General features: G+C 63.5%; 21 protein-coding genes. 14 read left to right on the forward strand and 7 right to left on the reverse strand.

Annotated features, from left to right (window positions below):
- Positions 1-70 precede the first annotated feature (70 nt).
- The 4 genes from EN824_RS14055 to EN824_RS14070 form a co-directional block, all read right to left on the reverse strand.
- Positions 71-715: a TetR/AcrR family transcriptional regulator gene (locus EN824_RS14055; protein ID WP_127869939.1), complete on the reverse strand. Its 645-nt coding sequence runs from the start codon at positions 713-715 to the stop codon at positions 71-73.
- Positions 716-893: 178 nt separating this feature from the next.
- On the reverse strand, positions 894-1928 hold the full coding sequence (locus EN824_RS14060; RefSeq protein WP_135929337.1) for a phosphotransferase: 1035 nt from the start codon (positions 1926-1928) through the stop codon (positions 894-896).
- Positions 1925-2410, reverse strand: coding sequence for a MaoC family dehydratase (locus EN824_RS14065; protein ID WP_019861112.1), 486 nt, complete (start codon positions 2408-2410; stop codon positions 1925-1927). Before EN824_RS14065 ends, EN824_RS14060 begins: the two co-directional genes overlap by 4 nt.
- 39 nt (positions 2411-2449) lie before the next feature.
- Positions 2450-3265, reverse strand: a complete 816-nt coding sequence (locus EN824_RS14070; protein WP_135929336.1) for an SDR family oxidoreductase — start codon at positions 3263-3265, stop codon at positions 2450-2452.
- Between the two features lie 122 nt (positions 3266-3387).
- Here EN824_RS14070 and EN824_RS14075 point away from each other — a divergent pair, with 122 nt between their 5' ends.
- The 6 genes from EN824_RS14075 to EN824_RS14100 all read left to right on the forward strand — a co-directional run bounded on the left by EN824_RS14075 (position 3388) and on the right by EN824_RS14100 (position 9275).
- Positions 3388-4629: an acyl-CoA dehydrogenase family protein gene (locus EN824_RS14075; RefSeq protein WP_135929335.1), complete on the forward strand. Its 1242-nt coding sequence runs from the start codon at positions 3388-3390 to the stop codon at positions 4627-4629.
- A 57-nt stretch (positions 4630-4686) separates the two neighbouring features.
- Entirely contained in the window at positions 4687-5724 is a 1038-nt protein-coding gene (locus EN824_RS14080) for a zinc-binding dehydrogenase (RefSeq protein ID WP_135932403.1), read from the forward strand.
- A 186-nt stretch (positions 5725-5910) separates the two neighbouring features.
- Entirely contained in the window at positions 5911-7077 is a 1167-nt protein-coding gene (locus EN824_RS14085; protein WP_127279543.1) for a glycosyltransferase 87 family protein, read from the forward strand.
- Positions 7070-8053 (forward strand): glycosyltransferase family 2 protein, encoded by a 984-nt coding sequence (locus EN824_RS14090; RefSeq protein ID WP_135932404.1) that lies wholly within the window; start codon positions 7070-7072, stop codon positions 8051-8053. Before EN824_RS14085 ends, EN824_RS14090 begins: the two co-directional genes overlap by 8 nt.
- Entirely contained in the window at positions 8050-8868 is an 819-nt protein-coding gene (locus EN824_RS14095) for a ChbG/HpnK family deacetylase (protein WP_135932405.1), read from the forward strand. Before EN824_RS14090 ends, EN824_RS14095 begins: the two co-directional genes overlap by 4 nt.
- Positions 8865-9275, forward strand: coding sequence for a GtrA family protein (locus EN824_RS14100; protein WP_127869933.1), 411 nt, complete (start codon positions 8865-8867; stop codon positions 9273-9275). Before EN824_RS14095 ends, EN824_RS14100 begins: the two co-directional genes overlap by 4 nt.
- A gap of 6 nt (positions 9276-9281) precedes the next feature.
- Here EN824_RS14100 and EN824_RS14105 read toward each other — a convergent pair whose 3' ends face one another.
- The 3 genes from EN824_RS14105 to EN824_RS14115 all read right to left on the reverse strand — a co-directional run bounded on the left by EN824_RS14105 (position 9282) and on the right by EN824_RS14115 (position 14601).
- Positions 9282-12413: an efflux RND transporter permease subunit gene (locus EN824_RS14105; protein WP_135932406.1), complete on the reverse strand. Its 3132-nt coding sequence runs from the start codon at positions 12411-12413 to the stop codon at positions 9282-9284.
- Positions 12410-13570, reverse strand: a complete 1161-nt coding sequence (locus tag EN824_RS14110; protein ID WP_135881357.1) for an efflux RND transporter periplasmic adaptor subunit — start codon at positions 13568-13570, stop codon at positions 12410-12412. Before EN824_RS14110 ends, EN824_RS14105 begins: the two co-directional genes overlap by 4 nt.
- Before the next feature lie 203 nt (positions 13571-13773).
- Entirely contained in the window at positions 13774-14601 is an 828-nt protein-coding gene (locus EN824_RS14115; protein WP_135881356.1) for a MurR/RpiR family transcriptional regulator, read from the reverse strand.
- A 136-nt stretch (positions 14602-14737) separates the two neighbouring features.
- Here EN824_RS14115 and EN824_RS14120 point away from each other — a divergent pair, with 136 nt between their 5' ends.
- The 8 genes from EN824_RS14120 (at position 14738) to EN824_RS14155 (ending at position 24474) form a co-directional block, all read left to right on the forward strand.
- Positions 14738-15556, forward strand: a complete 819-nt coding sequence (locus EN824_RS14120) for an N-formylglutamate amidohydrolase (protein WP_135881355.1) — start codon at positions 14738-14740, stop codon at positions 15554-15556.
- A 22-nt stretch (positions 15557-15578) separates the two neighbouring features.
- Positions 15579-17120 carry an amino acid permease gene (locus tag EN824_RS14125; protein ID WP_135919008.1) on the forward strand — a complete coding sequence of 514 codons (1542 nt, stop codon included), beginning with the start codon at positions 15579-15581 and terminating at the stop codon, positions 17118-17120.
- Between the two features lie 94 nt (positions 17121-17214).
- On the forward strand, positions 17215-18585 hold the full coding sequence (locus EN824_RS14130) for a glutamine synthetase family protein (protein WP_135919007.1): 1371 nt from the start codon (positions 17215-17217) through the stop codon (positions 18583-18585).
- A 192-nt stretch (positions 18586-18777) separates the two neighbouring features.
- Complete coding sequence (locus EN824_RS14135) at positions 18778-20166, forward strand: aldehyde dehydrogenase family protein (RefSeq protein ID WP_135919006.1); 1389 nt, start codon at positions 18778-18780, stop codon at positions 20164-20166.
- A 16-nt stretch (positions 20167-20182) separates the two neighbouring features.
- Positions 20183-21355 (forward strand): iron-containing alcohol dehydrogenase, encoded by a 1173-nt coding sequence (locus tag EN824_RS14140; RefSeq protein ID WP_127279063.1) that lies wholly within the window; start codon positions 20183-20185, stop codon positions 21353-21355.
- A gap of 243 nt (positions 21356-21598) precedes the next feature.
- Positions 21599-22705 (forward strand): ABC transporter substrate-binding protein, encoded by a 1107-nt coding sequence (locus EN824_RS14145; protein ID WP_127869925.1) that lies wholly within the window; start codon positions 21599-21601, stop codon positions 22703-22705.
- Between the two features lie 66 nt (positions 22706-22771).
- Positions 22772-23686, forward strand: coding sequence for an ABC transporter permease subunit (locus tag EN824_RS14150; RefSeq protein WP_127869924.1), 915 nt, complete (start codon positions 22772-22774; stop codon positions 23684-23686).
- A complete protein-coding gene (locus EN824_RS14155) occupies positions 23683-24474 on the forward strand; it encodes an ABC transporter permease (protein ID WP_135929327.1) in 792 nt (263 codons plus the stop codon). Before EN824_RS14150 ends, EN824_RS14155 begins: the two co-directional genes overlap by 4 nt.
- The last annotated feature ends 8 nt before the right edge of the window (positions 24475-24482 follow it).

Consider the following 24482-nt stretch of genomic DNA (forward strand, 5'->3'; position numbering starts at 1 on the left):
ACCAAGAAATTCGATCCCGATTTGGGTGCCAGGTCGGCGCGGAAATCTGCGAAACCGAAAGGGCGGGCGCTCAGCAGTTGACCGGTTTTTCGGTCAACGGCGGCACGTCTTGCGTGCTGAGCGTGGCAAGGGTGAAGTCGCACATCCGCTTCACGAAAGCCTGCGCGTCGCCGAAGGGATAGAAGGGGAAAGTGATCAACAGCGAGATCGTGCCATGGCCGACCGCCCACAGCATGGTGGCAATGGCGCGCGGATCGCCGTGCAATTTGCCGGCGGCGACACAGGCCTCGACCCTGCTGATCAGCACCTTCATCGCCGGATTGCCTTCCTCCATGTCCTCGTAGCTCCTGCCTTCCGGCAGCTTGGTCTTTTCGGTCATGAAGACGGTGCGGTACTCATTGGGATTGCCGAGCCCGAAGGCAGCGTATTCGGTCATCACCGCCTGCAAGGCCTCGATCGGATCGTCGGACGGGTGCTCCTCGATGCGCCGGGCGAGCGTTTCGAACGCGTCCTCGGCCAGCGCGAAGAGGATGTCCTGCTTGTCGGCGAAGTAGGAATAGACAGACATCGGCGCATAGCCGACCCGCTTGGCCAGCTTGCGGATGGTCAAGCCTTCATAGCCTTCTTCCTGGACGAGCTTGTGTGCCGCCTCGACAAGCTCCGAGCGCAGTTCGGCCTTTTGTTTCTCGCGGCGCTTCTGGACGCTCAGCGGCAAGTCTGTTGCCCTTGTCTGGTTGGTGCCTGGCTAAATTATATACGCTGTACGGAAACGAACAAGGGCGCCACGGGTTCCCAAGCGGCAGGCGTCATGCCGGTCATGAGGGAGTGGCCGGGTCGGCGGCACCCGTGATCAGCACCGTTCCTCCTTCGAAGCGGCCCATCCCGTCTCCCTCTTACGCCTGCTTGTGGATCAGTTTGGCGGCGAGATGCGAGAGCAATTTCACCGCCTCGCCGTAGGTTCTGGCCTTCTCCGGATTGGAAGCATTGCCGTCGAGCGCGCGCTTGTAGACACCCTGGCAGATTGCCGCCAGCCGGAAGAAAGAGAAGGCGAGGAAGAACGTCCAGTTGCCGATGCCGGTCAGCCCACGCCGCCGGCAATAGGCGGCGACATAGTCCTTCTCGGAGGGCAGGCCGAGTGCCGAGCGATCGATGCCGCCCAGGCCGCGAAAACCCGAGGCATGCGGCAGGCGCCATTGCATGCATTGATAGGCGATGTCGGCGAAGGGGTGGCCTGACGTCGACAGTTCCCAGTCGAGCACCGCCAGCACCTTAGGCTGGTCCGGCGCGAAGATCAGATTGTCCAACCGGTAATCGCCATGCACCAGCGCAGCCCTGACATCATCGGCTGGCACATGGGTTTCCAACCAGGCAATCAGCCGGTCCATGTCGCCGATCGCGCTGGTTTCCGAGGCGCGATACTGGCTGGTCCAGCGTGCCAGCTGGCGCTTGAAGTAATTGCCGGGGCGGCCGAAATCGCCGAGACCCACGGCCTCGACGTCGACGTCGTGCAGGGCGGCAAGCGTGGCGTTCATGGCATCGTAGATCGCGGCGCGCTCATCGTTGCCGCGCGCCTCGGGCAGCGCCGGATCCCAGAAGATGCGGCCCTCAAGGAAATCCATCACGTAGAACATGCGGCCGATCGGCGAGGCTTCGGCCGACAGATGCAGCATTTCGGGTACCGGCACGGCGGTGCCCGAAAGCGCCTTCATCACCCGGAATTCGCGGTCGACCTGGTGCGCCGATTTCAAGAGTTGGCCTGGCGGCTTGGCGCGCAGCACGTAACGGCCGCTTTCAGCCGTCAGGAGATAGGTCGGGTTGGATTGGCCGGATTTGAATTTCTCGATTGCCGCGAGCCCGGAAAAGCCCGGGATGTGCGCCTCGAGGTAGGGCGCAAGCGCCGCCTGGTCGAGCGCGTTCGGGTCGCTCATGCCGTCTCGGGCTGGCGTTCAATCAAGGTCAGCGTCAGCCAGCGGGCGGTCAGCGCCGGTTTCTTCGAACCTTCGATCTCGATGGTCACGTCGTGCGCCGTTTGCACCCAGCCCGACGGCCTGACCTTGACGTCGGCCAGCACGAAACGGGTGCGGATGCGCGCGCCGGTCTTCACCGGCGCCAGGAAGCGCAGCGAATCGAAGCCATGGTTGACGCCCATCTTGCCGTTTTCCAGCGGCGGCATGGTCTCGAACGTCATCGCCGAAAGCAGCGACAGCGACAGGAAGCCATGCGCGATGGTGCCGCCGAACGGCGTTTCGCGCTTGGCCCGCTCCGGATCGCAGTGGATGAACTGATGGTCGTCGGTGGCGTCGGCGAACTGGTCGATCATGCGCTGCGTGACCACGCGCCACGGCGAAACGCCGACCTCCTTGCCGACACTGGCCAGAAGCACATCGAGACTGATCGGTTCCACGCTCATGTCCTCCAGTTCACCTCCGGCTTCTGCGGCCGGAAAATGTCATTCCTTGAACAAGGTCAGCCCATGCTGCACCGACTGTCCGCCGTCAATCGGCAGAATGGCGCCGGTGACATAGCTGCCTGCACGGCTGCACAAATAGAGCGTTGCGCCGGCAATGTCATCCGGTGTGCCGATGCGGCCGATCGGGACATGGCTGCCGACATGCCTGGCCTGTTCGTCCGTGCCGGTGGCGAATGCCGTCATGCGGCTCTGGAAGGGGCCTGGGGCAAAGGCGTTGACGGTGATGCGGCGGCCGGCGAATTCGAGTGCCAGCGTGCGCGTCAGGTGATGCACGGCAGCCTTGGAGGCGGTGTAGGAATAGGCGTCGTCGGCCAGCGGCTGCGTGCCCATCACCGAGCCCAGATTGATCACCCGGGCCGGATCGGCGTCGCTTGCACCGGCATCGAGCAGCGGCAGCAATTCGCGGGTCAGATGGAAGACCGCGGTGACATTGACGCCAAACACCTTGGCCCAGGCGTGGTAGGGAAAGCTTTCCAGCGGCGCGCCCCAGGACACGCCGGCATTGTTGATCAGAATATGCAGTCTTTCGGTCCGCGCCCTGACCTCACCGACCAGGGCGGCAATGCCAGCCTCGCTGGAAACGTCGCCGGCAAAGCCTTCCGCCCGGCCCGGGGCGCCAAGTCCGTTCAATTCGCCGGCCACCTTGATGCAGTCCTCGCCCTTGCGCGAGGCGATCATCACGCTGGCGCCGGCCTTGACCAGCGCTGTTGCCGCCATGCGGCCGATGCCGGTCGCCGCTCCCGTTACCAGCGCGGTCTTGCCGGCAACCGAAAACAGCTCGTCCAGGTAGCTCATCCGAATTCTCCGCGCCGTTGCCCCGCCCGCGGGCAAAACAGTTCGCGTTGACAAGGCTATCCGAAGTACGGTCATCCTTGCCACGGATAAAATGCCTGGCGTGCATGAAGGGTTAGCGACCGATGACGCAGATGAATCTCGGCATGACCGAGCGGCTGAAGCCGATCCACGCACGCGTCGCGGCCATGGTGCGCGACGAGATCATGCCGCTTGACAAGGAGTTCCTCGGCGAAGTCGGCAAGGCGGGCGACCGCTGGGTCTACAGCAAGCGCCAGAGCGAGATTCTCGAAGGGTTGAAGAAGACCGCCCGGGAACGCGGCCTGTGGAACTTCTGGCTGACCGGCTCGGAACGCGGCTACGGCCTGTCCACCGTCGAATACGCCTATCTGGCCGAGGAGATGGGCAAGGCACATCTCGGCGCCGAAACCTTCAACTGCTCCGCGCCCGACACCGGCAATATGGAGGTTCTGGAACGCTACGGTTCGGCCGAGCACAAGCGGGAATGGCTCGAGCCGCTGCTGGACGGAAAAATCCGCTCGGCCTATCTGATGACGGAGCCGGATGTCGCCTCCTCCGACGCCACCAACATTTCCATGCGCTGCGAGCGGCAGGGCGGTGACTATGTGCTCAACGGCGAGAAATGGTGGGCGTCGGGCGCCGGCGATCCGCGCTGCGCCATCTATATCGTCATGGTGCGGACCGGCGGCGATGAAGAGCCGCGGCATCGCCGCCATTCGATGATCCTGGTACCCTCGGCCACGAAAGGCGTGACCAAGGTCCGCGCCATGCAGGTCTATGGCGACGATGACGCGCCGCACGGCCACATGCATCTTCGCTTCGACAATGTGCGGGTATCGGCGTCGAATCTGATCCTCGGGGAGGGCAGGGGTTTCGAGATCGCGCAAGGCCGGCTCGGGCCGGGCCGGATCCATCATTGCATGCGCGCCATCGGCCAGGCCGAGATGGCGCTGGAAATGCTGTGCCAGCGTTCCGTGCGCCGCGAGGCCTTCGGCCAGAAGCTGGCGAAACTCGGCGCCAATTTCGACATCATCGCCGAATGCCGGATGGAGATCGAAATGGCCCGGCTGCTCTGCCTCAAGGCGGCGTGGATGATCGACCAGGGCGACGCGCGGGCCGCGGCCCCCTGGATCAGCCAGATCAAGGTCATCGCGCCGCGCGTGGCGCTCAAGGTCACCGACGAGGCGGTGCAGATGTTCGGCGCAAAAGGCATCAGCCAGGACACGCCGCTCGCGCGCTCGTGGACGCATCTGAGGACGCTGCGCCTCGCCGACGGGCCTGACGCAGTCCATCGCCGCCAGGTGGCGCGGACGGAGCTGAAGAAATACACGCAGGAGAAGGTCTGAGCGGCAGTTAGGCTGGCCACATACGGTTCTTCCCGCGGCAACCAAGGAGTGTCACTGATGACAATCCCCTCCGAAATGAAGGCGCTGCTCCTGGTGGGCGACGGTTATACCAGGACACCGAGCGGCAGTGCGCTCGAGGCGATGGAGCCGTATCTCGAGCCGGGAAGCATCGCCGTGCCGGCGCCCGGACCGAGCCAGGTGCTGATCAAGGTCAGTCTGGCTTCGATCAATCCATCGGATGTCGCCTTCATCAAGGGCCAGTACGGGCAGCCGCGCGCCAAGGGCCAGCCGGCGGGCTTCGAAGGTGTCGGCACAGTCGTCGCGGGCGGGGAGGAGCCCTATCCCAGGAGCCTCATCGGCAAGCGGGTCGCCTTCGCCACCGGTCTCAGCAATTGGGGCTCGTGGGCTGAATATGCGGTCGCCGAGGCGGCGGCCTGCATTCCGCTCGTCGATACGGTGCGCGACGAGGATGGCGCTGCGATGATCGTCAATCCGCTGACCGCGATCGCCATGTTCGACATCGTCAAACAGGAAGGCGAGAAGGCCTTCATCATGACCGCAGGCGCCAGCCAGCTCTGCAAGCTGATCATCGGCCTGGCCAGGGAGGAGGGGTTCCGGCCTGTTGTCACCGTGCGCCGCGACGAGCAGATCGCGCTGCTGAAAGAGCTTGGCGCGGCGCGTGTCCTCAACGAAAAGGCGCCGGATTTCGAGACCACCCTGCGCGAGGTGATGAAGGCCGAACAGCCGCGTATCTTCCTCGATGCGGTAACCGGGCCACTGGCTTCGGCGATCTTCAATGCGATGCCTAAGCGGGCGCGCTGGATCATCTACGGCCGGCTCGATCCCGAGGCCACGGTCATCCGCGAGCCCGGCCAGCTGATCTTCCAGCACAAGCACATCGAGGGCTTCTGGCTGAGCGAATGGATGCGCCAGTTCCGCGACCGCCGTGGTCCGGCGGTTCTCGAGGCGCAGAAGCGGTTTTCCGATGGACGCTGGTCGACCGACGTGACGGCGGTCATTCCGCTGGCAGAGGCAATGGCGCGCGTGCCGGCGGAACTGGCCAAGCCCAACGGCAAGGTCTTCATCCGGCCTTGAAACGGTGACCTTGCTCTCGATGGTCGACACATTCACGTGTCCGGCTGCCATCGGACCGGCCGGATCGCCGCTTGCGCCATCGACCCCCCTATGCCGCGCCGCTTTGTCCGTGATATGCCGCCGCCATCGAATGCCGGGACGACGCCAGGCTAAGGCGTCTCCCCCAATGGCGTGCGGGGTGTATTGATGACGATTTCCAAGCCGGTTTTCGACCGTTTGGGGCTGAGCCTGTGGGTCGGGGCATTCCTGGTCGTCCTCGGGATGGTGCTATGGTCGCCCTACACGCGCACGGTGATGCAGGCCTACGGATTTGGCAGCGAGGCGTTCCTCAGCGGCCAGCCACTGTACAATCTCCAGTCCGAGATGGGCTATCTCTACGCGCCGGCCTTTGCCGCGCTCTATGTTCCGGTGCTGAAGCTCGGTCCGCATCTGGGCGGACTGGTGTGGCACGTACTGGGGTTTGCGGTGCTCACCTTCGCCGCGATGCGCCAGGTGCGCAAGCTCGGTGGCGGGGAATTGACGTGGCTGCTTTCCTTCGGGCTCTTCCTTGCCTTGCCGATGGCGCTGGGTGCGATCCGCAACGGCCAGGCGACGATCCTCCTGACCGGCGCCTGCTGGCTCCTGACCCTGTCGGCGCTCGAAGGGCGGCGCGCCGAGACCTTCTTCTGGGCATCGGTCGCCATCATTGCCAAACCGACCGCGATCATCATGCTTTTGTTGGTGGGAGCCCTGCGCCTGCGGCTGATACCCGTGCTCGTGCTGGCGGTGCTGTTCGTGCTCGCCATTCCATATGCTTTCGCACCTGCCGGCTACCTCAACGAGCAGTACGGTGATTTCGCCAGCATGCTGACCTCCATGGCGGTCGACAAGTCCGGCCATTTTGTGCCCACCGACTTCACGGCGCCTTTCACGTCGGCAGGCCTACCCATGCCTGAATTCGCCGCCACGATCGTGCGTGTCGTCGTGGCATTGCTTACGCTATCGACCGTTCTCTGGTTCGACCGCAAGCTCCAGCCTGGAATGGCGGGACTGGCCATCTTCCTGACGGCCGCCTTCTACATGTGCGTCTTCAATCCGCGCGTCGAGCCAAATACCTACGCCATGATCGCGGTGCCTGCCGGCCTCGCTATCGCCACACTGTGGCGGGACGAGCGTGGCGGGGTCCTGGCTTCGGTGCTGTCGATGGTATTGTTCGTCACAGGTTTGACGGGCGTCGAGCGCCACATGCATGATTTCTTCTTCCCCTGGTTCCGGCCGCTCGCGGTCACCTTCATCGTCTGTCCGCTGATCTGGTGGTTCTGGGCCAAGGCGAGCGAAAAGATGGCGAATGTCGGACCCGTCGCACATGGCTGAGTTGCGTCAGAAACTCGATATCGTGGCGCCCTTCTTCAACGAGGCGCAATCGGCGTCGGCCTTTGCCGCGCTGCTCGACAGGCTCGAGGAAGCGGTATCAAGCCGTTTCGGCATGGCCGTCCACAAGATCCTGGTCGACGACGGCAGTCGCGACGATGGCGCCGAACGGTTTTCGCTGGCGCTGTCGGGCTCCTGGGAGATCGTTCGCCTCAGCCGCAATTTCGGCAAGGAGGTCGCGGTGCTCGCCGGCCTCGACCAGTCGCGCGGCGACATGGTGCTGATCATGGATTCGGACCTGCAGCATTCCATGGACATCAGCCTGCAGATGATTGCCGAGTTGGTGAAGCATCCCGATATCGACGTCGTCTACGCCCAGAACGACCGGCGCGAGGCCAGCTGGCGGCGCAGCCAGCTGGCGAAGCTGTTCTATAGCCTGATCAACAGCAGCCAGCGTTTCGATATCCCCGAGAACGCGGGAGATTTTCGCGTCATGCGCGGTACCGTCGCGCGCGCGCTGACCAGCCTGCGCGACAAGCGGCGCTTCAACAAGGGCCTGTTCGCCTGGGCAGGCTTCCGCCAGAAAGCCATACCCTATTCGCCGGAAAACCGGGCTGTCGGCACGTCGAAATGGAGCCGGCTCAACCTGATCGCCTTTTCGCTGGAAGGCTTTACGTCGTTTTCCGTCATCCCGCTGCGCATCATCAGCCTGAGCGGCATGCTGGCGGCGCTGGCGGGCATCGTTTACGGCGCCAAGGTGTTCTTCGAAGTGATGTTCTACGGCATCGCCGTGCCTGGCTATCCCAGCCTGATGGTCGCCGTCGTCCTGCTGGGTGGCCTCAACCTGACCTTGCTTGGTTTGATCGGCGAATATGTCTGGGTCACGCTGTCGGAGAGCAAGGACCGGCCGGTCTACATCGTGCGCGATGTCGTGCGCAGCGAGGTCTCGGACAGGCCGCCAGGCGCGTCCGGCATATGACGCGGCGCATTCGCCTGATCGCCGACGACTACGGCCTGGCGCCAGGGGTTTGCGCCGGAATTCTAGACCTGCTCGACCGGCGACGGCTGACCGGCACCAGTTGCATGACCGGTTTTCCGGAATGGGCCGGGGCGGCGGCGCGTATCAGGCCGTTGTGCGGCCATGCGGCGATCGGGCTGCACCTGACACTTACGGATCAGCCGGCCGTCACAGGCAAGTCGAGCCTGGCGCCCGAGGGCCGGCTGCCGCCGCTTCGTTCGCTCGCCCTGCCGGTCCTGCGCGGCCGGATCGACAAGCGCGATGTCCATGCCGAACTCGACGCGCAGTACAGTCGGTTCGTCGAGGCGCTCGGCCGCAAGCCCGACTTCATCGACGGTCATCAGCACGTGCATTTCCTGCCCGTCGTGCGCGGATGGCTGCGGGCGTATTTTCCCGACGCCGCCGGCAGGCCGGTGCTGCGCGGCGCTCCGGCGCTTGGCGATGCCGCCGTCGCACCGAAGATCGCGGCAATCGCTGCCGTGGCCGCCGGCTTCAATCAATCGATGCAGCGCGCCGGCTTTGCCGTTTGGAAGCCGCTCGCCGGCATCTACGACTGGCGGCAACCCGAAAAATTTGCGCCATTGCTGAAGGCCGCGGTCGAAGCGTTGCCGGACCATGGGCTGTTCATGTGCCACCCCGGCCATGTCGACGAAACACTGCGCGCGCGCGACCCGATGCAAGGCGTGCGCGAAGTGGAATTCGGGGTGCTGGCCTCGGATGCGTTCGGCGCGAGCCTGGCCCGCGCCGGTGTCGAGTTCATGGACGGCAAGGGATGAGCGGAGCCGATCGACCCCAGCGTTCAACCGGCAGCAAGATCGCCCGTTTTGCGCTTGTCGGACTGGTGAACACGGCCATCGACCTTGCCGGCTTTTCCCTGCTGCTCAAGCTGCACGTCCCACCGCTTGCCGCCAACGTCCTCTCGTGGTCGATCGCCGTCATCTTCTCTTTCGTGGCCAATGGCTTCTGGTCGTTCGAGCGCAATCACGCCATCCGGCTGCATGACGCCTTCCTGCGGTTTGTCACGGCCGGGGCGCTGATTTCGCTCGGCGTCTCCAGCCTGTCGATCGCACTCTTCGCCGGCATCACCGGCGTGTGGCCGGCAAAGATCGGCGGGGTCATCGTGGCGGCTGTGCTGAACTTCCTTGCCGCGCGCTGGTCGATCGAAGGCCGGCTGCTGAAATAGCTATCTCTATTCCGCCGGTTCCACATTGGTGTAGGCGGCTTCCTCGAGTTCGCGCTTCAGCCGCGCTTCCTCATGGGTCTTCGGCGTGACGAAGCGGCCAAGCAGGAGATAGGCGACCGGTGTCAGGAACAGCGTCGATACGGTGGCCAGGCCAAGCCCGCCGACGATCACCCAGCCGAGCGCCACGCGTGCCTCCGCGCCCGCGCCGGCGGCCAGCACAAGCGGCACACCGCCAAGTATGGTGCAGATCATCGTCATCATCACCGGCCGCAGGCGAATGGTGGAGGCCTGCTCGATCGCTTCGCGCACGCCCAGGCCGCGATCACGCAGCTGATTGGCGAATTCGACGATCAGGATGCCGTTCTTGGCCATGACGCCGACCAGAAGCACCAGGCCGATCTGGCTGTAGGCATTGAGGCTGGTGCCCGACAGCAGCAGCGCGAAAATGGCGCAGGCAAGGCCGAGCGGCACTGTCGCCATGATGATGACGGCACTGACGAAACTCTCGAATTGGGCGGCCAGCACCAAAAGGATGATGATCAGGGCGAAGCCGAAGATGGTGACCATGGCGCTGTTGGTTTCGCCCAATGTGGCGGCTTCGGCCAGCGGCAGGATGCGGCTGCCGGGCGGCAGGAGCGGCGTGGCGATCTCCTCGGCACGCGTCAGCGCATCGCCAAGCGCGAAATTGCCTGAGAGGTTGGAGGTGATTGCCACCGAAGGCTGCTGCTGTTCGCGCGACAGCGACGGCGGCACGGCGCGCTCGGTCAGCGTGGCGATGGTCGACATCGGCACGAAGCGGCCATCCGCCGTCTTGAGGAAGACATTTTCCAGATCGGTCGGGTCGTTGATCGGATTGGTGGTCGAGACCAGCTTCACGCCGTAGCTGCGGTCGGCGATGTAGACATCGACGACGTCGTTGCCGTCGAGCATGGCTTGCATGGTGTTGGCGAGCCCGGATATGTCGATGCCGAGGTCGGAAGCGCGCTCACGGTCGATGGCCACGGCCAGCTGCGGCTGCGTCGGGTCGATCGACAGGCGTGGCGTCTGGAAGCGCTGATCCTTCTGCATCTCGGCGATGATCTTGACCGCCGCATCGCCGAGCGCCTTGCGATCGTTGCCGACCAGAGCGAACTGCAGGCCGTTGCCGGCGCCGCGGATGCCGAGACTGTTGGGCTGGACCGGGAAGATGCGCACGCTGGGCACCTGTTTGGTCAGCTGGCTGATCTCGGCCATGATCTCCTGCTGGCTGCGGCTTCGCTCGTCCCACGGCGCCAGCGTCATCACCATGAAGCCCGAGTTGTAGGAACCGTTCTGGCCGGCGTTCTCGAAGGTCGAGCGAATCTCGCCGGAATCGCGCATCGGCTGGATCAGCCGCTCGATCTTCTGCATCTGCTGCGTGGTGTAGTCGAGGCTGACGCCTTGCGGGGCGTTGATGCGCAACAGCACGGCGGCGCGATCCTCGGTGGGCGTCAGTTCCTGGCGGATCGTGCCGAACAGCGTGAAGGCGATGCCGGCAAACAGCACCGCGACCAGAACCACGATCCACGGCGCGTCGAGACATGCATGGAGCGCACGCTTGTAGCCGGCATTGAGGACGCCGCCGATGCGCGCGCCGATGCCGTGGTCACCTTCGTGGTGAAGCGACGCGCTGGTCAGCATGCGCGAGGCAAGCATCGGGCAAAGCGTCAGCGCCACCACGCAGGACAGAAGCACCGACATCGCAAGCACGAAGCCGAATTCGCGGAACAGGCCGCCGGTCTGTCCCGGCAGGAACGAGATCGGTACGAAGACCGCGACCAGCGTCAGCGTGGTGGCAACGACGGCGAAGAACACTTCCTGTGCGCCGAGCACGGCGGCCGCGCGCGGCCCCATGCCCTCATTGCGCCGTCGCACGATGTTTTCCAGCACCACGATGGCGTCATCGACGACAAGGCCGGTGGCCAGCACCAAAGCGAGCAGCGTAAGGATGTTGATCGAGAAGCCGGCCAGATAGATGGCGGCTACGGTGCCGATCATGGCGACCGGCATCGACAGGCCCGGGATGAGCGTGGCGCGCCAGTCGAGCAGGAAGACGTAGATGACGATCAGCACCATGGTGACCGACAGGCCGAGCGCGATCTCGACCTCGTGCACGGCACCCTTGACGAAGACGGCGTCGTCGCTGGTGATCTTGATCGACATGCCGTTGGGCAGGTTCGCCTGCAGCTTGGCGACGGCGGCCTGGACGCCGGTCGAAATGTCCAGCGTGTTCGATTCCGCCTGCCGGATGATGCCGATGCCGATGCCGGTCTTGCCGTCCGAACGCAGCGTGGTCTGGCCGACATCGGGGCCGAGCGTGACGGTCGCGACATCGCGGATGCGCGTGGTGCCGCCGATGATGATGTTTTCGAATTCCGCAGGCGTCGTCACGTCGGCCGTGGTGCGGACGATCAGGTCCTGGTTGGTCGTGGTGATCGACCCCGCCGGGGAATCGAAGGCGACGGAGGCGAGCACCGCCCTGAGGTCGGCGACCGTGAAGCCAAGGCTGGCGAGCTTGTTCTGGTCGACGTCGATGCGGAAGATCTTGTCGCGGTCGCCATAGACCTGGACGTCGGCGACGCCCGGGACGGCGGCCAATTCGTCCTCGATCTGGTCCTGTACCACCACCGTCATGTCCTGGATCGACATGGTGTCCGAAGTCACCGCCAGCCGCATCACCGCGTCGGAATTGGCGTCGGCCTTGACGATGCGCGGTGGATCGGCCGTATCCGGCATCTGGTTTGCAACGCGGCCGACGGCATCGCGCACATCCGAGGCGGCGACGTTGAGGTCGACACCGTCGTTGAACTCGATGGTGACACGGCTCGATCCGAATGAGGAGGATGATGAAATCGACTTGACGCCGGAGACGCGAGCGACGGCGCCCTCGATCGTGTCGGTCAATTCGCGGTCGACGGTTTCGGCCGCCGCCCCCTCGAAGGTGGTGGAGACCGTGACCACGGCACGATCGACGTCGGGCAATTCGCGGATCTCGACGCCGTAGAAGGCCGCGAGGCCGGCAACCGCAATGAGGACGTTGAGCACGAAGGCCATGACCGGCCTGCGGATGAACAGGGCGGTGAAGCCGGTATCGCTGCCGGCGTTGACGGGTCCGGTCATGAGCCTTCCGCGGCGGTGGCGGCGCGCTGCTCCTGGCCGGCGATGCGAACCTCGCCGCCTTCGCTGACATTTTGGGTGCCCTCGGTGACAACCATGTCGCCGCGGCTGATCTCCGCGTCGATCAGCACGGTTTCGGTGTTGCGCTGGATGATGCGAACCGGCAACCGCCTGGCCTTGCCGTCCTCGACCTGCCAGACATAAGCACCGTCCGATCCCCACAGGATCGCCAGCGGGCTGACGGCGGGATAGGTCTCGCCGGGGAATTTCATGGTGATGGAGAACGACATGCCGGCGCGCAGCGAGTCGGCCGGGTTGGCGATCTTGGCCTTGACCAGGAGGGTGCGGCTCTTTTCGTCGATATGATTGTCGATCGCCGACACCGTGCCGGTATAGGCGTTGCTCTGATTGGCGATCGGCGTCGCCTTCAATTGCGCGCCGACCTTGACGGCGGCGGCGAAGCGTTCGGGCACCTGGAAATCGACCAGGATGGAGGACCGGTCGTCCAGCGTGGCGATCGCCGACTGGTTGGTCACGTAGTTGCCGGCCGAGATCGGCAGGATGCCGACGGTGCCCGATATCGGCGCCAGGATCGAGCGACGCTGCAGCGCAAGCTCGGCATCCTGAAGCGCCAGCTTGGCGCCGGCCAGCACCACTTCGGCATCGGCGACCGCGACCGGCGTGGCGGCGTTGGAGGCGCGCAGCGACTTGACGCGGTCGAGCTTGGCTTGTGCGTCCTGCAGGGCGAGCTTGGCCCGATTCTGGGCAATGATCTCCGTCTCGGAATCGAGCGTGGCGATGATCTGCCCCTTGTCGACATGGCTGCCGGATTCGACCAGCAGTTCGGCAAGGCGGCCCGAACTATAGGGATTGACGGTCACCGAGGCGTTGGCGCGGCCGGTGCCGATCGCCTGCAGGCGGTCGTTGATGGTGGCCGTGCCGGCAGGCAAGGCGACGACGTCGACCTGCCGGGGGCCATTGCGATTGCCGGCCTGTCTCGCGTCGGCCGCACTGTTTCCGGCCGGAGGCGTCGCCGCATAGGCCCAGTCTATCCCCCAACGCGCCAGCACTTCGGGAGCTCCGGGATAGAAGCGCGCCCAGGCAGCCGCAGCGACGACCACGATCACAAGCGCAACGACAATTTGCTTTGAGGTGCGCATCGACACTCCGGTTTCCAGGAATCGTCAGCCCCTTCCCGAAGGAGCGGCACAGCGACGGTACGGGCGGGCGGCGAAATCCGGCCACGCCACACCTCGCATATCAGCGGTTTATGGCAATTATCACGCGATCGTGCACATTAAATCTCGGTAACGTGAAGTCGGGACACCCCCGTCGGGACGGATGCGATTTGGCCGGGATCCGCCTAACGCAGGCCTTCCATCTCGCGGATGCGCCGGGCGCCGTCGGCCTCGAGTTGTCTTGTGACGGCGCCGATCAGCGTTTCGGCGACGACGAAAAGCGCCGCCGAGGAATCCCATGCGGAGGGCACGGCCGTTCGTCCGGCGATGACGTGTCGGGCAAAGCGGGCGATCGGCGACAGCCACTGGTCGGTGAACAGCACGATCTGAACGCCGCGCTGGTGTGCCTTCTCGGCGAAGCGGACGAGGCTGTCCTGGTAGCGCCTGATGTCGAAGATCACCAGCACATCGCGCTTGCCCATGTCGATCAGCCGGTCGCGCCACATGCTCTCCTGGCCGGCGAGGTGAAAAACATCGGGCTGGATAACGGCAAGATGGGCGGCCATGTAACGTGCCAGCGGGTCGGTGAAGCGGCCGCCGATCAGAAATGTCTTGCCACGCCGGTCGGCAAGCCGCGCCGCGATATCGGCAAGCTGCCTGTCGGAGAGGTGGCGGAAGGTCTCGCGCATATTGTCGAGCGTCGCTTCCAGCATCGGAGAGACCGTGCCGCCGCCGGGCGAGGGCGGGTTGAGGGTCCGTATCGCCGGCGATTGCAATTGCGCCGCCAGTTCGTCCTGCAGGGTCGACTGGAATTCCGGATAGTTCTGGAAGCCGAGCCGGGCGACGAAGCGCAGGATCGTCGGCGAGGAGACACCGGCCGCGGCCGAGAATTCGGCGACCGTCTTCAGGCCGATCATCGGATAGCTCGCGATCAGCGTCTGGGCCGCGCGCCGTTCGCCGGCCGGCATCGCGCCAATGCGGTCGGCGATCAGTTCGGCAATGCTGGAAATCATGTTTTCCCCCACCCGCTGGCCCTGCCCACGAGATCGCATTTGACAAAGCCGGGCAAACTGTATGAAATCATCCATAGGGACGCAATGAGGCAAAATACGTAACATACGATACAGCGCTCCCCGGGGACGGCAGACTATGGAGAAAGCACGGCCCGCCAGCCTTGCATCGTCTGATACCGTTGGGGTGACCAACCCTGGCGGCTCAAGCCCTTTCGTGCTGACCTGCGATCACGCTTCCAATTTCCTGCCCGCCGAATTCGGTACGCTCGGCCTTGCCGCCGAGGATCTGTCCCGCCACATCGCCTGGGATCCCGGCGCGCTGCCGGTTGCGCTACGCATGGCGCAAACCCTCGATGCGACGCTGGTCGAAACCCGAATTTCGCGGTTGATCATCGACTGCAACCGGCCGCTCGATGCGCCGGACCTGGTGTCGCCGGTCAGCGAGACGACGATCATTCCCGGCAATGCCGACCTGACCGAAAAGCAGCGCTCGGCGCGGGTCGCCCTGTCATGGCAGCCGTTTCACGACGCCATCGAGCGTATCGTCGAGGAACGGCTGGCGCGCGGCCAGGAGACCCGGCTGGTTTCCGTGCATTCCTTCACGCCCGTCTACAAGGGCCGCAACCGGCCCTGGCATATCGGCATCATCCACGATGAGGACCGCCGGCTGGCCTCGCCGCTGATATCGGCGCTCAGGCGGCTTGCCGGCATCACCGTCGGCGTCAACGAACCCTATTCCCCAGCCGACCGTGTCTATTTCACGCTGGAACGGCATGCGCGCTCGCGCGGGCTACCCTGCGCGATGATCGAAATCCGCAACGATGAAATCTCCGGCGAGACCGGGCAGCGGAAATGGGCGGATCTGCTTGCGGGCATTTTTTTGAATCTGGAGCCAGAGGAGGCCAAGGGCTCTCGACGAAGCGCAGTCGGAAAGTCAGTTCAATCGGCCAGCTAAGAACCAAGAGGGGAATTCTGACATGACAACACCTGATCAACCCGACAAGTCGGAGGACACAAATATCCTTCACAGTATGGGTTACGCCCAGGAATTGGCTCGCCGCATGAGCGGCTTCTCCAACTTCGCCATTTCCTTCTCGATTATCTGCATCCTGGCGGGCGGCATTACGTCCTTCCCGCTGGCGATGGCCACCGGCAGTGGTTTCGAGGCGACCATCGGCTGGCTCATCGGGGGCGTCTTCGCCCTTGTCGTCGCTGCTTCGCTGGGCCAGATCGGCTCGGCCTATCCTACCGCCGGCGGCCTCTATCACTGGTCGTCGATCCTGGGCGGTCGCGGCTGGGGCTGGGCTACGGCCTGGATCAACCTGCTCGGCCTGATCTTCGTGGTCGCCTCGGTGAATGTCGGCGTCTACCTGCTGTTTCAAGGGCTCGTCGCAGGTCCGATCTTCGGCTGGGACACATCGACCTGGGGCTTCTGGCAGCAGACGGTGGCTGTCGTGATCATTACCGTCACCCAAGGTCTGTTCAATCATCTCGGCATCAAGACGACAACGAGATTGACCGATTTTTCCGGCTACCTCATCCTCGTCGTTGCGGTCGTGCTGACGCTGACCTTCCTGATCTGGGGCGCGCATGGTTTCGACCTTTCGCGACTGACGACCTTCGTCAACACGACCGGCGATCTCGGGGGCGGCTATGTTCCGACGGCCCGCACGGCGCTGGTGGCCTTCCTGATCGGCCTTCTCTACCCGCTTTACACGATCACCGGCTTCGACGCCTCGGCGCACACTGCCGAGGAGACACACAATGCCCGCGTTGCGGTGCCCAGGGGCATGATCCACGCGGTCCTCTGGTCTCTCGTCTTCGGTTTCGTCATGGCGGTCTCCTTCGTCCTTGCGAGCCCCGATCTCGTGGCGACCGCCAAGGACGGCGGCAATGCCTGGTTCAACCTGTTCAACAATCTGCCGGCGCCAACCTGGCTCAAGGCTCTGCTCGGCATCGCCATCGTGCTGTCGAACTATCTGTGCGCGCTGGCCGGCCTCACTTCGACATCGCGTATGATCTTCGCCTTTTCGCGTGACGGGGGTCTGCCGGGGTCGTCTTTGTGGAAGCAGGTTTCGCCGACCTGGCGCACGCCAGTTCCGGCTATCTGGCTCGGCGTCGTGCTGTCGATCGCCGCCACGCTCTATTCGCCGGCTTTCGCGGCGCTTGCAGCCGGCTGCGCTCTCTTCCTCTACGTCTCCTATGCCATGCCGATCGCAGCGGGACTTCTTGCGGAAGGAAAGAGCTGGACCGAATTCGGACCGTTCCGGCTCGGCATCTGGTCAAAGCCGTTCGCCATCATCACCGTGCTTGGTGTCCTGGTGTTGATGTATGCCGGCATCCAGCCGCCCTTCGACATTCTGATCAACTATGCGATTGGATTGATCATTCTGCTCGTCGTTTTGTGGTTCGCCGTTGAAAACCGCCGCTTCCAGGGGCCTCCCATCGGCGAGGCGGCAATCGCCAAGCGCAGGGCGACCATCGCAGCGGCCGAAAAGGCCGTCGGCGAATCCGCCTAAACAGCCAATCAAACCGTGGCGGGTTCGCTCGCCACGGTTTTTTCCCGTTCAATATGACAAGCCCGAAACGACCAAGCGCTGGAGTGCCAAAGGAATGGCCGGAAATTTCTCGTTCGATCAGTTGAAGAAAGCGGTCTCCAATGGCGAGATCGACACGGTGCTGGCATGCATCGTCGACATGCAGGGCCGACTGGCGGGAAAACGGTTCCTAGCGCAGTACTTCGTCGATTCCGCGCATGACGAAACGCATGGCTGCAACTACCTGCTGGCGGCCGATATCGATATGGAGCCGGTGCCGGGCTACAAGGCGGCAAGCTGGTCGAAGGGCTATGGCGATTTCGTCATGAAGCCGGACCTTGCGACGCTGCGGCGTATTCCCTGGCTGGAAAAGACGGCGCTGGTGATCTGCGACGTGCTCGACCACCATACCCATGACGACCTGCCGCACTCGCCGCGCGCCATATTGAAGAAGCAGGTGAAGCGGCTGCAGGAGCGTGGCTATATCGGCTATTTCGCTTCCGAGCTCGAATTCTACCTGTTCAACGAGACCTACGATTCCGCCCGCAAGAAGCACTGGCAAAGTCTCGACACCGCGTCGCCCTATATCGGCGACTACCAGATAGGCATCACCACCAAGGAAGAAGGCGTCATGCGCCGGCTTCGCAACGAGATGGAAGCGGCCGGCATTCCGATCGAGAATTCCAAGGGCGAGTGGGGCCCCGGCCAGGAAGAGATAAACGTGCGCTATGCCGAAGCGCTCGACATGGCCGACCGCCACGTCATCCTGAAGAACGGCGCCAAGGAGATCGCGGAGTCCGAAGGCAAGGCGATCTCCTTCATGTCGAAGTACAATTACGGGCTCGCCGGCAATTCCAGCCACATCCACAATTCGCTGTGGAGCGCCGACGGCAAGACGCCGCTGTTCTTCGACAGACAAGCCGACTGGACCCTGTCCACGCTCGGTCAGCAATGGGCGGCGGGACAGTTGAAGTACGCCAAGGAATTCACCTGGTTCCTGGCGCCCTACATCAACTCCTACAAACGCTTCCAGGCCGGCACCTTCGCGCCGACCAAGATCATGTGGAGCGAGGACAACCGCACCGCCGGCTTCCGCCTGTGCGGCGAAGGCACCAAGGGCATCCGCATGGAATGCCGCATCGGCGGCGCCGACCTCAATCCGTATCTTGCCTTTGCAGCCCTGATCGCGGCCGGGCTGGCCGGCATCGACGAGAAGCTTGAACTGCAAAAACCTTTCGTCGGCGATGCCTACCAGGCTTCGCGCCTGCCGGAGATCCCAAAGACGTTGCGCGATGCCACCGAGACGCTGGCCAAGTCGAAGATGCTGAAGCAGGCGCTCGGCGAGGATGTGCTCGAACACTATGTCCACACGGCAAAGTGGGAACAGTTCGAATACGACCGCCGTATCACGGATTGGGAACTGCACAGGGGGTTCGAGCGGTACTAGATTGCCACGACGTTAGCGCCGTCCCTCACCCTTACCCTCTCCCCGTGAAGAACGGTGAGAGAGGGATGCCAGCGCTGGAGCGTTTCCCTTCTCCCCGTCGCTACACGGGGAGAAGGGTGCCGGCAGGCGGATGAGGGGCAGCGCCAAGCCATGTGATTTTTCGATTGTTACAGAAGTGCGAGGACTTAAACGATGACCGAAACGGTCAAACTGAAATCTCCCATCGACGGCTCGATCTATGCCGAGCGTCCGGTCGCGACGGACCAGGCGATCAATGCCGCGGTCGAGCGTGCCAAGGCGGCGCAGGAGAAGTGGGCGCAGACGCCGATCGTCGAGCGCGGCAAGTACATGCTGGCGATGCTCGAAGCGCTGGTTGCGAAATCAGACGAGATCGTGCCGGAGATCGCCTGGCAGATGGGGCGTCCGGTTCGGTATGGCGGCGAGTTCGGCGGCGTCAAGGAGCGCACCACCTATATGGTCGAGATCGCCGAGGCGGCGCTGAAATCCGTGCCGGCTTCCAATCCCAAGGACGGCTTCCGCCGCTATGTGAAGAAGGATCCGCTCGGCGTGGTCATGGTGATCGCGCCATGGAACTATCCCTATCTCACAGCCGTCAACACCATCGTGCCGGCACTGATGGCCGGCAATGCCGTCATCCTGAAACATGCGGCGCAGACATTGCTGGTCGGCGAGCGCTTCCAACAGGCTTTCGACAAGGCCGGGCTGCCCAAGGGCGTGTTCCAGAACGTCGTTCTCAATCACGCCCAGACCGAAAAACTGCTGGGTTCGGGCAAGATCGACCATGTCAATTTCACCGGATCGGTCGCCGGCGGCCGCGCCATTGAAACGGCGGCGGCAGGCACCTTCATGACGCTTGGCCTCGAGCTCGGCGGCAAGGACCCGGCCTATGTGCTGGCCGATGCCAAGATGGACCACGCCGTGGCCAATCTGGTCGACGGCGCCTTCTACAACTCAGGCCAATGCTGCTGCGGCATCGAACGCGTATATGTGCACGAGAAGGTCTATGACGAATTCGTCGAAGGCTTTATCGCCGAGACGAAGAACTACGTCGTCGGCAATCCTCTGGAACAGGCGACGACGATGGGGCCGATGGCGCAGGCGCGTTTTGCCGACCTGATCCGCGAGCAGAAGGCCGAGGCGCTGCGCAAGGGTGCGGTGGCGCACATCAACATGAAGGTGGCCAACGACCAGCCCGGCTCGCCCTATCTGGCGCCCGAGGTGCTGACCGGAGTCGACCACCAGATGAGCGTCATGCGCGAGGAAAGTTTTGGCCCGATCGTCGGCATCATGAAAGTGCGCAACGACGATGAGGCGATCGCGCTGATGAACGACAGCGCCTATGGGCTGACCGCCTCGATCTGGACACGCGACACCGAGCACGCGGTGGCGATCGGCGACCGGGTCGAGACCGGCACGGTGTTCATGAACCGCTGCGACTATCTCGATCCGGCGCTGGTCTGGACCGGCGTCAAGGACACCGGCAAGGGTGCCGGGCTGTCGGCCATCGGCTACGACAATCTGACGAGGCCGAAATCATTTCATCTGCGTGAAGCCATCTAATTTTCGAAAGACAAAAATGTCCAAGCTCATCTCCAAATGGAACTACCCCACCACAGTCCGCTTCGGCGCTGGCCGCATCAAGGAACTGCCGGAGGTGCTGGCGGCCACCGGCATCAAGCGGCCGCTCTTCGTCACCGATCCGGGGCTGGCCAAGCTGCCGGTCGTCGCCACGACGCTCAGGATTCTCGACGACGCCAAGGTGCCCTATGGCGTGTTCTCCGAGGTGAAGCCGAACCCGGTGGACTCCAACCTCACCGCCGGCATTGCGGTGTTCAAAAAGGGCAAGCATGACGGCGTCATCGCTTTCGGCGGCGGCTCGGCGCTCGACCTCGGCAAGCTGATCGCCTTTCAGGCCGGTCAAGTCAGGCCGGTTTGGGATTTCGAGGATGTCGGCGACTGGTGGACGCGCGCCAATTCCGACGCCATCGCTCCGATCATCGCGGTGCCGACCACAGCTGGCACCGGCTCGGAGGTCGGACGCGCTGGTGTCATCACCAACGAGGAGACGCATACCAAGAAGGTCATCTTCCATCCGAAGTTATTGCCGGCGATCGTGATCGCCGATCCGGAGCTGTCGGTCGGCATGCCTTCTTTCATCACCGCCGGCACCGGCATGGATGCACTCGCCCATTGCCTCGAGGCCTATTGCGCGCCGGGCTATCATCCAATGGCTGACGGCATCGCGGTCGAAGGTGTGCGCCTGGTCTTCGAAAACCTGCCGAAGGCCTATGCCAATGGCAAGGACCTTGTCGCCCGCGCCCATATGATGAGCGCGGCGGCCATGGGCGCCGCGGCCTTCCAGAAGGGGCTGGGCGCCATCCACTCACTGTCTCATCCGATCGGCGCGCTCTACGACACCCACCACGGCATGACCAACGCCGTGTTCATGCCCTATGTGCTGGCCTTCAACCGCGACTCCATCGAGGAGCGTATTGCCCGGCTCGCCGCCTATTGCGGCATCAAGGGCGGTTTCGACGGCTTCGCCAAGGCTGTCATCAAGCTGCGCAAGGAATTGAAGGTGCCGCACGCACTGCCGGGCCTGATCAAGGGGCTCGACATGGACAAGAAGCGCAAGGGACTGATCGCCGACATGGCGGTGGTCGATCCGACGGCCGGCGGCAACCCGGTCAAGCTGACCAAGAAGGCCGCGCTGACACTGCTCGAAAACGCCATCGCCGGGACGGTCTGAGGCCGGTTCCGGGGGGGCGGAAGTTGATCGGGAAACGAGGGGAAAGGAAAGGGGAAGGGCGAAAGACGGGCGGATTAATGATTAGCCGGAAAATTAAGTGATGGCTAATTGCTACAGCCTGTTAAAAAGAGTTAACTTTTCGCGCTGCTGACGGCTGGTTTCACAAAGCTTTCATCTGGCTGTCACACGAAAACGATACCGCATCGCAGGCGTCCAACGGCGCCAGTTCAACGGAGAGAACACATGTTCAAATTCACGGGGAAGGTGCTTTCCCTTTCGGCCGCGACCCTGATGGTGTCGTCGGTGATTTCGTCCGCGGCTTCGCTGGACGATCTCGTCAAGGCCGCGAAGGCTGAAGGCCAGCTCACCACCATCGCTTTGCCGCATGACTGGTGTGGTTATGGCGACGTCATCGCCGGCTTCAAGGCGAAATATCCGGAAATCACCATCAACGAGCTCAACCCGGACGCCGGTTCCGGCGACGAAGTCGAGGCGATCAAGGCCAACAAGGACAACAAGGGCCCGCAGGCTCCCGACGTCATCGACGTCGGCCTCTCCTTCGGCCCGTCGGCCAAGAAGGATGGTCTGATCCAGGCTTACAAGGTGTCGACCTGGGACTCGATCCCCGACAGCGCCAAGGATGCGGAAGGGTTCTGGACCGGCGATTATTACGGCGTGCTGTCCTTCCAGGTGAACAAGGATCTGATCAAGGAATCGCCGAAGGACTGGGCCGACCTCCTGAAGCCGGAATTCGCCAACTCGGTAGCCCTTGCCGGTGACCCGCGCGCCTCGAACCAGGCCATCCAGGCGGTGTATGCCGCTGGTCTGTCGTCTGGTGCGGCCGCTGGTGAAGCTGCCGGGACCGCCGGCCTCGACTTCTTCAAGAAGCTTAACGCCGCCGGCAATTTCGTGCCGGTCATCGGCAAGGCCGCCACGCTCGCCCAGGGTCAGACCCCGATCCTGATCACCTGGGATTACAACGCGCTCGCCGGCCGTGACACACTGAAGGGCAACCCGCCCGTCGACGTCGTCGTGCCGAAGACCGGTGTGGTCGCCGGCGTCTACGTGCAGGCGATCAGCGCCTTCGCGCCGCATCCGAACGCGGCCAAGCTCTGGCTGGAATACCTTTATTCCGACGAAGGCCAGGTCGCCTGGCTGAAGGGCTATTGCCACCCGATCCGCTTCAACGATCTTGCCAAGAACGGCAAGATCCCGGCGGACGTGTTGGCCAAGTTGCCGCCGGCCGAGTCCTATGCGGCCGCGGTGTTCCCGACGCTCGACGAGCAGGGCAAGGCCAAGGAAGCCATCACCAAGAACTGGGACGCCGTTGTCGGCGCCAATGTAAAGTAAGACTTGAAATCCACCGGGCGGCTTCACGGCTGCCCGGTTTTTCCTCTTGAAGACGGTAGCCGGCGCATGACCGATCTCTCATTTTCCGATCACGCTGTTGCCGGAAAGACCGCGCCTCCCGCCGAGGCGCGTAGCCTCAAGCTGCCGACGCAATGGCTCGGCGTCGCGCCGTTCTTCATCTTCGCCATCATGTTCCTGATCCTGCCCACGCTCTACCTGATGCTGGGCGCGTTCCAGAACGATGCAGGTGAGTTCACCTTCGAGAATATTGCGGAACTGGCGCAGCCGTCGATCGTCGCCGCCTACTGGATTTCGATCAAGGTCAGCCTGGCCTCGTCGCTGATCGGCGCTTTTGCTGGGCTGGCGATTGCCATCGCCATCGTGCGCGGCGGCCTGCCAGACTGGATTCGCTCGGCGACACTCACGTTTTCCGGCGTCGCCTCGAATTTTGCCGGCGTGCCGCTGGCCTTCGCCTTCCTCGCCACGCTTGGCCGGCTCGGCCTTGCGACGGTGATCCTGAACACCCTGTTCGGCCTCAACATCTACGCACACGGCTTCAACATCCTGTCGTTCTGGGGCTTGACGTTGACCTATGTCTATTTCCAGATTCCGCTGATGGTGGTCATCATCGTGCCGGCCATAGATGGGTTGAAGAAGGAATGGGGCGAAGCCGCCGCAACGCTGGGCGCGACCATGTCGCAGTACTGGCGCATGGTGGTCATTCCGGTGATCTGGCCGAGTTTCCTCGGCACCGTGATCCTGTTGTTCGCCAACGCCTTCGGTGCCATAGCCACCGCCTATGCGCTGACCGGCTCGTCGCTCAACATCGTGCCGATCCTGCTCTATGCCCAGATCCGTGGCGACGTGCTGCACAATGCCCATCTCGGCTATGCCATAGCCTTCGGCATGATCCTGATTACCGGTCTTGCCAATGTCTTTTACATCTGGTTCCGCACCCGCTCCGAGAGGTGGCTCAAATGAAGGCTGGCAGGTTCTGGGCCTGGCTCGTCTTTGCGCTGGGCGCGGCCTATTTCTTCATTCCGCTGTTCGCGACGGTGGAGTTCTCCATGCGCATGCGGCGCGGCGTTTATTCCTTTGACGCCTACAAGGTTGTACTGGGCGACGCACGCTTCCAGGCGACGTTCGGCTATTCGGTGCTTGCCGCCGTCTTCACCATCGTCCTCGGCGTGCTCATCGTGGTGCCGGCTGCCTACTGGATACGGCTTCGCCTGCCGCAGCTCCGGCCGATCGTCGAATTCATCACGCTGCTGCCGCTGGTGATCCCGGCCATCGTCATCGTCTTCGGCTATATCAGGATGTATGGCTCGAATTCACCGCTGCCGTTCCTGGCTACCGACACGGGCACCAATGCCTTGCTGGTCATCGGCTATGCGACGCTGGCGCTGCCCTATATGTATCGAGCTGTCGATACGGGCCTCCGGACCATCGATGTGCGCACACTAACGGAAGCGGCGCAGATCCTGGGCGCCGGTTGGGGTACGATCATAAGCCGCGTCATTCTGCCCAACGTGCTGATCGCCGTGTTGTCGGGCGCGTTCCTGACGTTCGCGATCGTCATCGGCGAATTCACCATGGCGAGCCTGCTCAACCGGCCGGCCTTCGGCCCGTATCTGCAGAACATCGGCGCCAACCGGGCCTATGAGCCGGCAGCCCTTGCCATCATTGCCTTCGCCATCACCTGGGGTTGCATGTCGCTGATCCAGATCCTGTCCCGCTTCGCGCCGAAATCGGCGAACCGCCCGAATTGACCTGAGAG

Origin of the sequence: Mesorhizobium sp. M8A.F.Ca.ET.181.01.1.1, from assembly GCF_004792025.1 — a bacterium.
Taxonomy (GTDB): Bacteria; Pseudomonadota; Alphaproteobacteria; order Rhizobiales; family Rhizobiaceae; genus Mesorhizobium.